This is a genomic window from Limnofasciculus baicalensis BBK-W-15, from assembly GCF_024178385.1.
Taxonomy (GTDB): domain Bacteria; phylum Cyanobacteriota; class Cyanobacteriia; order Cyanobacteriales; family Coleofasciculaceae; genus Limnofasciculus; species Limnofasciculus baicalensis.
In genome coordinates this window covers 1-8,788 of record NZ_JAMZMM010000259.1, presented here as the reverse complement: position 1 = coordinate 8,788, position 8,788 = coordinate 1, and the positions used below count along the sequence as shown (strand labels likewise).

Annotated in this window: 2 protein-coding genes; both read right to left on the bottom strand. The window is 43.3% G+C overall.

All coding sequences use genetic code 11. The features are described from left to right. A partial coding sequence (locus tag NJ959_RS20960; protein WP_254013686.1) for a S8 family serine peptidase occupies positions 1 to 4,832 on the bottom strand: 4,832 nt, incomplete at its 3' end. Positions 4,833 to 5,564: 732 nt separating this feature from the next. Then, positions 5,565 to 8,408 carry an urea ABC transporter substrate-binding protein gene (urtA, locus tag NJ959_RS20955; RefSeq protein WP_254013685.1) on the bottom strand — a complete coding sequence of 948 codons (2,844 nt, stop codon included), beginning with the start codon at positions 8,406 to 8,408 and terminating at the stop codon, positions 5,565 to 5,567. Positions 8,409 to 8,788 lie beyond the last annotated feature (380 nt).

Sequence of the window (8,788 nt, the reverse complement as noted above, 5' to 3'; positions counted from 1 at the left end):
CCATTACCAGCGTAGATAGTGTCAATTCCAGCACCACCATAGATAGTGTTGTCACCTTCGTTGGCGTAAATGGTATCGTTACCAGCACCCGCATCGATGAAATCATCGCCATTGCCACCGTAAATGGTATCGCTGCCATTCCCACCATAAACAATGTTGTCACCTTCATTGGCGTAGATAGTATCATTACCACCTAAACCATAAATGGTGTCGTTTTCAGGAGTGCCGAAAAGGGTATCAGATTTTTCTGTCCCCACAATTTCGTTGACATCGGTGACACCAATAGTGAATTCCTCCCAGAAAACTCCACCATTCCCGTCAGAGGTTTGCACCCGAATATTGTAGGAATTTTTGGTTTCGTAGTCGAAGGATGCTTTGGTTTTGAGGGTATTCCCGACAATTTCAAAAGCATTATTGTCTGTGTCTCCTATTCCAGGTACTAAACTATAGGTGTGGGTTTCTCCTAAATCCGGATCTACGGAAGAAAAAGTACCAACTTCAGTACCAATTGGCAGATTTTCTGCTACTGAAGTGTGATTTAAGGAGATGTCTGTTGGTGCTGCACTGTTAACCTGCGCCGATGCAATCAGATTATCTAAAGCTAACCCAGTATTTTGGGCTACTACCTGCTGAATTGTCTTGGTTCCCGCTGCTGCTGCTTTGAGATCGTCACTTGTCTTACCTAGAGCAACTTTTTGCACTTTAGCAAATTCTGTCTCCAGGGATGCAGTGGGGGCAGTCGCAATCAGATTGTCGATGCGTTGATTGGCTTGGGCGATTATTTCGGCAGCTTGTGAGGCAATCTGTGAGACGTTGGCATTAGTCCGATTGGCTGCATCAAGAATAATATTCTGTAATTGTGTGGCATCGGTTAAATTCAGGGTAACACCGGACTGAATTCGATCCGTTATTGCCGCTACGATGTTGTTGACAATTTGGCCATTTGATGAAGTGGTGGCTCCCGAAATCAGACCCATGGTTTGGGTGATAAAGTTTTGCACTTTTACCATGGCGGCAAAGGTTTCAACTCCACCGGGTTGATTGTTGTTTGTGGCTGCAATAGGGTCAAGGTGGTTGATAGAAACAGAAGATGGCAGGGAGAGAGCGGTTTTCACCAGGGACTCTGCCTGATCCGTTGTTAACCCCTTGTTAAACAAGTCTGCCACTAAGGTAGTGAGGAGGGTAAGGACGGTGGCATCTGGAGTAGCCGTGACAGGTGTTGATAATGTTAAGCCTGTGGCAGTGTCTGTCCCGCCGATTCCGACAATGTGACCTTCCGCTGGGTCAAGAACTCCATTTTGATTGGTATCGAAATCTACAACAGACAAATTTAGATTGAATTTGCCATTAACGTCAGTAATTGAGGATTGTTCCCCATTATCAAGTATTCCATTGTTGTTAGCGTCGAAAAAGACAGTACCACCTGCGATGTATCCATCAATGTATGTCCCAGGGTAAGCACTAAAATCAAAAAAGGTAGTATCACTCTTACCAGCTTGGTCTGTAGCTGTTACCCCAATCCAGTAGAAATTGCCTGAGTAAACAGGGCTACCAGTAGGATTGGTAGGAAGCACCGTAAAGGTGCGAGTTGCGGGATTGAAGGTGAGGTCGCTGGGGAGGTCAGTGATGCTACTCCATCCCGTCACCTTCGGGTCCCAATTGTTGGAAGGTGAAGGAGGTGGAGTCACATATCTTTCTGTCCAACCGTTCACTCCTTGATACCATTTGGCAGTGTAAGTAAGTTTGTCAAATGGCAGATCTGGATCAGTAAAGGTGTTGCTAGCAAACGTAAACTGCAATACGTTACCCACCGGGTTAGCATAAAGATTTTGTGATCTGATGGGATTCGCTAACACTGGCGGCTGATTTAGAGAACTGATTGCCTGATAAAGATTCAATCGCCCCCCGCTGACAGTCTTCCCTTGCAGAGAAGCTAGCGGATCAGCAGTTGTCATCAAGATGTTTTTTAACTGTGTGGGAGTGAGGCTTGGGTTCTGAGCCAAAAGTAGAGCTGCTGCACCTGCTACATGGGGAGCTGCCATTGAGGTGCCATTTTTATAGCCGTACTGATTGCCAGGAACTGTACTCAAGATACTTTCCCCAGGTGCCCCTAGATCTACCGTATTTAGCCCATAATTGGAGAACCAAGCTAGCTGGTCATTGTGATTCGTGGCCGCCACTGAGATCACATTGGGGAGATCGTAGTTTGAGGGGTAGTGTGGAGAAATGTCATTGTTTGAACTATTGTTACCTGCTGCTGCTACGAACAGGACACCCTTATTGTTAGCGTAACTGATGGCATCAGCAAGGATTTGAGAGAAAGGACCACCACCCCAGCTAGCGTTAATCACATCCGCACCATTATTGGCAGCGTATGTAATAGCTTGTATTGCAGCAGAGTCCACAATATATCGGCCTTGATTGACTTTCAGGGGCATGAGGCTAACATTGGGGCTTACTCCTACCACACCCAGATTGTTATTACCAATTGCCCCAATAGTTCCAGCAACGTGAGTCCCGTGACTGTGGTCATCCATTGGGTTGTTATCATTTCCGGAGAAGTCATAACCACGAACGTCATCTATGTAGCCGTTGCCATCGTTATCAACCCCATCTCCAGCAATTTCCCCGGAATTTTTCCACATATTGGCAGCTAGGTCTTGGTGATTGTAGTCCACACCAGTATCAATCACCGCCACCACTACGTTTTTACTGCCTTGTTGAATATTCCAAGCTTCTGGTGCATCAATATCAGCATCTGGTTTCCCACCAGTCTGTCCAGTGTTATTCAAACCCCAGAGTTGATTAAAGTTTGGATCGTTTGTTACTCCGTCAATAGACATCAGATAATTGAGTTCGAGCGCTGCCACCTTGGTATTTTGATCCAAGTTTGTGCGAGCTTGTAGTAGGTCAGATCCTAGATCAAACTTCAATACTCGCCATTGGTCTAGGGGTGAAGTTTGCTGTAGTATTTGTGTACTTGATGGTATCAGTCTTTCAACTGCGATCGCACCATTTGCCTGAGCAATACTTTGGATTTCAGCATCAGTTGCGTTAACCGCAAACTTAACTAGAATCTCTCCCGGTTTATACTTCTCCCCAGTTAATGGATCGACTGGGAATTCAGGATTTGTTGTATTTAACAAAACCGAAACATTATTAGTCCAATAGTTCGACGTAGCCAAATCAGGCTGACCATCATTATTCAAGTCACCCACCGCGACAGTCCAAGGTCCTGTCCCCACATTCAAGTTAGTAGCAGCAGCAAAACTTCCTGTACCTGTGCCCGAAAGAATCGAGATATTATTAGAAGGGCTATCACTACCAACACCATTCGCTGTAACTAAGTCAAGATTACCGTCTCCATCAATATCGGCTATAGCCACAGAACGAGGACCTGATCCTACACTAAAGTTAGTAGTAGGGCTAAAGCTACCTGTACCTGTTCCTAGTAAAACAGATACATTGCTAGATGCTTCATTAGCTGTGGTGATATCAAGATTGCCGTCCCCATTAAGGTCGCCCACTGCAACAGAATATGGATTTGTACCGACGTTAATATTGGTGGGAGAACCAAAGCTACCAGTGCCTGTTCCTAATATGATTGAGACATTGTTAGAGTTAAAGTTTGCTGTGGCTAAGTCAAGCTTTCCGTCATTGTTAAAGTCTCCTACTGCAACAGACTGAGGTTGATTCCCGACACTAAAGTTGGTGGCGGGGTTAAAACTGCCTGTACCTGTTCCTAATAGAATTGAGACATTGTTAGAATCTATATTCGCTGTGGCTAAGTCAAGCTTACCGTCTCCGTTAAAGTCGCCCATCGCAACTGACCATGGACTTGAACCTACAGCAAAGTTAGTGGTAGAGTTAAATGTTCCCGTACCTGTTCCTAAAAGTACGGAGACATTGCTAGAACCCCAGTTTGCCGTAGCTATGTCAGGGATAGTGTCTCCGTTGAAGTCACCCACGACAGAGGCAAAAGAATATGTCCCAGTGTTGTAATTAGTGGCAGTGCCAAAGCTACCCGTACCATCTCCCAAAAAGATAGAAACGTTATTAGTCGCACGATTGGGTACAACTAAGTCAAGATTACCGTCTCCATTCAAATCAGCTATAGACACATATTGCGGGTGAATCCCTGAGCGAAAATTTCTAGGTGAACCGAAGGTTGCCAGTACCCCACCATAACTCTCCATCACCTCCACCCGAAACGCCAAAGGCGCATCAACATCCCCAACCTTCACCTCCAAATCCCAATCACCCCCCAACTCTGCACTCCCCGTCAAGTTACTAGAAGCCGCCACATCAGCCCCCCTCAACTCACTCAACCGCCGCCCCAATTCCCGCCCCGTCTCCTCAGCTCCCACATTGCAACCATAAAGGAGAATATCCCCATTCGGTGCTAAAGCATTTCCCCAAGACTGGAAATCCTGGCGATATTGGTTGAGACTGTTGCTATTCATCAACCAACTCCCCAACCACAAACCACCTACCTCACCATGGGCAACAATATGCAGACTCGACAAGCCACGGTGTCTTTCCAGCACTTCAGTAATTTGGACTATTCCATCCCGGCTGCTATCTAGCAGCACCACCTCTAACCCAGGTTTCACACCTGCTTTCAGGGTTTCATAGTCGTCAATATTGGGATCAATGAAAACAATCCCGGTAGTGAGTGGGGAGGAGGTTGTAGGGGTGAAGGATATGGGCGATAACCTCTGACTCAAACCAAAGATTTTGTATCCAAATCCTTCACCCTCAGCGGTGAGTGGGGAAAGAGAATTTTCCTTAATATCCTCTGTTGGAGGGCATGTGGAAAGTAAATTACTCATGATTAATTTTTACTTCTGAGATGGTCTAATCAGTTATCTGGAGAATTCTCGGAAGTTTCGCAGTTCTTTACAAAACTTGACAATTCACGGCGATTTTCCCAGATAATCAGTTATATGGAGAATTCTCAGGAGTTTCGCAGTTCTTCACAAAGCTTTACAATTAAATTTTCTTGATATTTCTGTGAATACAGAGAGAGGGCGAGTCGATTAAGGTTATTTGTTATTGCCAGAGATGATTGTAGCGACTCGCCCCTACACTGAAAATTACCCATCCAGCAATTTAACTTAACAATTCCTTCCCCAAAAGTAAATTTATGTATCATTCCCTTGCGCTTTTCTGTCAGAGTCCCTAAAGTAGAAATTGAAGCAACAAAGCTTCTCTGACAGATAGCACAGCGCAGTCCACATTGAAATAAAGAGGTAAAAAACGCTGTTAAATTTCCAGTCTGTCTCATCCAACAACAGCAGCACTCGGTTTGAAGGCTGATATTTCCTAAGCTAGTGAAGTGGGAGCAATGCAACTGAAACAGTTGATTCGGTGCAACTCTACTTAATCATTATCTCAATCAGGAAATTCCTCAGTGAGTCAATTAGGAGTGCTGTTGTTGTTTTAAAAGTTTTTCAGGTAAGAGATAAACAGGTGGGTGTAAAGAAACCTCCCAGAAACCGGGTTTCTTAGTCCCTGTGAGGTGGTAAGAGGTAAAACTCAAAACTCAAAACTCTCTTCCGACTTCAAGCATGATGAAAAGAAGGACTAGGGATAGAGGTTGAATTATTAGTTTGAACTTTGCTATATTGTAGCGTCGGGAGTTCGATCGCAAACTCAGTGCCTTCTCCTGGTTTTGAAGAACACTGAAGAATACCGCCATGCTTTTCCACCACAATTTGATAACTAATTGATAGCCCCAAACCAGTACCCTTACCAATTGGTTTAGTAGTAAAAAAGGGATCGAAAAGTTTTGACTTCACCTCTTCCGTCATCCCCGGACCATTATCAGCAATTCTCACTACCACCCTGTCATTATCCAATCTTTCAGTACGAATCCAAATCGTTGGATTGGCGATAGTTTGTCCAGTGACAAGATGCCAGGAATTACCCACACCAAACTCTTCCAAAGCATCAATTGCATTATTAATTAGATTCAGAAAAACTTGATTTATCTGAGAGGGATAACAATCCACTTGCGGCAATTCACCATAATCTTCAATCAATTCAATAGATGAACGTTGACCATTGCCTTTAAACCTATTCCGTAAAATTAATAACGTACTCTCTATCCCTTCATGCAAATTTATCGGGTGCATCTCACCTCTATCCGTTCTAGAAAAATTGCGTAAACTTCCCACTAAATGACGAATCCGTTCCGCACCAATTTCCATAGAAGTGAGAGTTTTTGGCAAATCTTTAATCAAAAACTCCATCTCAATAGTTTGAGCATAAGCTTGAATTTCTGGCATCGGTTGTGGATAATATTTTTGATAGAGATTTACCAGATCCAATAAGTTTTGCGTGTATTCTTTGGCATAGTGCAGATTCCCGTAAATAAAACTAGTAGGGTTATTAATTTCATGAGCCAAACCCGCTACTAGCGTACCTAAAGTAGACATTTTCTCAGTTTGCACCAATTGAGCTTGGTAGGATTGTAGATCGTGTAAAGCTTGCTTAAGTTGTTCGGCTTGAGCCGTTGCTATGGCTGCTGTCGTGAGGCTTTGAGCATAGAGTTGAGCTTGATCGATGCCACTGGAGAGTTGATCGACTACAGAAGCAATTAATTCTACCTCGCGATCGCTCCAAGAACGCCCATCCCGAAAATGTTCGCAAACCACCACCCCCATTTTATGCGCACGAGTATGGACTGGTACAATCAAAAGAGCCTTAAGTCCTGATACGATTAAGCGATTTGCACTTTCTCGTAGTGCTAAGTTTTGGTAGTTGAGCGGAATGCGATCCCCAAGACAACTGCTAACATCAATCTGGACTTCTGTACCAATCCGATCCATTCGCAATATACATTGCTTTTCGAGCAATTCTTTTAACCCTTCCAACTTATCTAAACTGCTTGGTTTTTCCAACTCACTTAGATCAAGGGGTTCCCTAGCTTCTTCCATCAATTCAAAACTAGATCCTTCCTCATCAGGATGATACCAAAAAAATTGGCAACGATCGATTTGTAGTAGGGATCTAATTTCGTTAACGGCAGTACTCAAAATCCGATCCAATTCCAAAGAACTTCTAATTTGACTTGAGAGACGGCGTTGGAGTAGTTTTTCTCGCGCTTCCAATTCTTTAAATCGCGCCTGTGCTTCCAATAGCTGATCTTGGGTTTTTTGCAGACGATCGTTCGCCGCCTCAATTTCGCGGGATTTTTGTTCCGCCTGACAGCTATATTGAATCGACTGAGATACTTCTGCTAACATGTCAAAAACAATCGGCGAAATCTTGCCTTCTAATTCTTCAATTCCTAACCAAGGCTGAGGTTTAATTGCTCCTACACTAGTAAATACAATTTCAAATTGACCGTTCGGTAAAATCTTCCCAATGCGACAATATTTCCTAACGTGGTTGTTTTTTTCTATTGTGATTTTACCGCCAGGTGCATGGAAAGTTTGTCCATAAGCTGCCTCTCGCACCAACTCCACGTCAAATGAACCCGCTTTTTCCACTGCTTGTTTCCAGAGATAAACCTGAACGTAGGCTGACTCAATAGAATCGCTAGTGACTCGATCTTTCCCGTAGCGATGCTGAAAATTCCGGACAAAGGTAAAATTTTGGGGAGTATCAATACTCTGAAAGTAACTCCAACTAGCATAGTGTCCCGCAGCCGTATTACCGCCAATTCTTCGCACTTCCTCTTCAGATACACTAACAGCTACAATTGGAATCTCTTCAGGACTAATACCTGCCTCTTTATATTGTTGGTAGAAGGCTAAATTACTATCACCATTGAGAGTATTAAATACAACATCAGGCTGATTATTTTTGATCGTTTCTATAACCTTGCCAAATTCTGTAGTCCCCAATTCCACATACTCTTCCCCAACTAAACTGCCACCTTGACCTTTGAGTTGTGCTTTGATTAACTTATTCGCAGTACGGGGAAAAACATAATTCGAGCCGATCAGATAAAACCGCTTACCTTTGTGCTTGAGCAACCACTCTACCACTGGTCCAACTTGTTGATTAGGACAAATACCCGTGTAAAAAATGTGACGGGAACATTCTAGTCCTTCATATTCCACCGAATACCACATCAGGGCATTAAATTCTTCTAATACAGGCAAAACCGCTTTACGACAAGCCGAAGTCCAGCCACCGAAAATAGTTGCTACTCGATCTTTTTCCAGTAGCTTCTTCGCTTTGAGGGCAAATATTCCTGGATTTGATGCACCATCTTCAATGGTGGGTTCGATAATTCTACCTAAAACACCACCCGCTTGATTAATTTCTGCGATCGCCATTAATTCGGCATCCATTAACGATGCTTCACTAATTGCCATAGTACCACTCAAGGAATGCAAAATGCCCACAGCTATAGTCGAACCAGGCTTTGTCAATGACTCATATGTCTCATTCATCTGGGCTTGTTTCCAATAGTTTTTCCAATTTCCACACTGAATTGGCTATCTGCAACCTTAGTGGATTTACATTAATTTGATTCAAGTTTGATGCCTAGGGATTCCCCAACTCTACCCTTCCATCCAATAAAAATTTTTCAACAGCTTAATGTTTTCGTTGTGAACCATGTTTGATTTTAGCTGAAATTCCCTCTGGTCAGTTGTATCCATTTTTACGTTATTGGCTTTATTTATAAAATAAATATAAAATTTAAGAGGTATGAAATTTCAATAAAGATACAATAAATCTTCTGTAATTATAGAAGGATCAAGGATGAAGGTTGAAGGATGAAGGTTGAAGGTTGAAGGTTGAAGGATAAAGTCAAAAAATAGTTTCCCCC

What these genes read in the sequence shown, in the direction of transcription:
- urtA (WP_254013685.1), bottom strand. Translation starts at nt 8,408, where the DNA reads ATGAATGAGACATATGAGTCATTGACAAAGCCTGGTTCGACTATAGCT.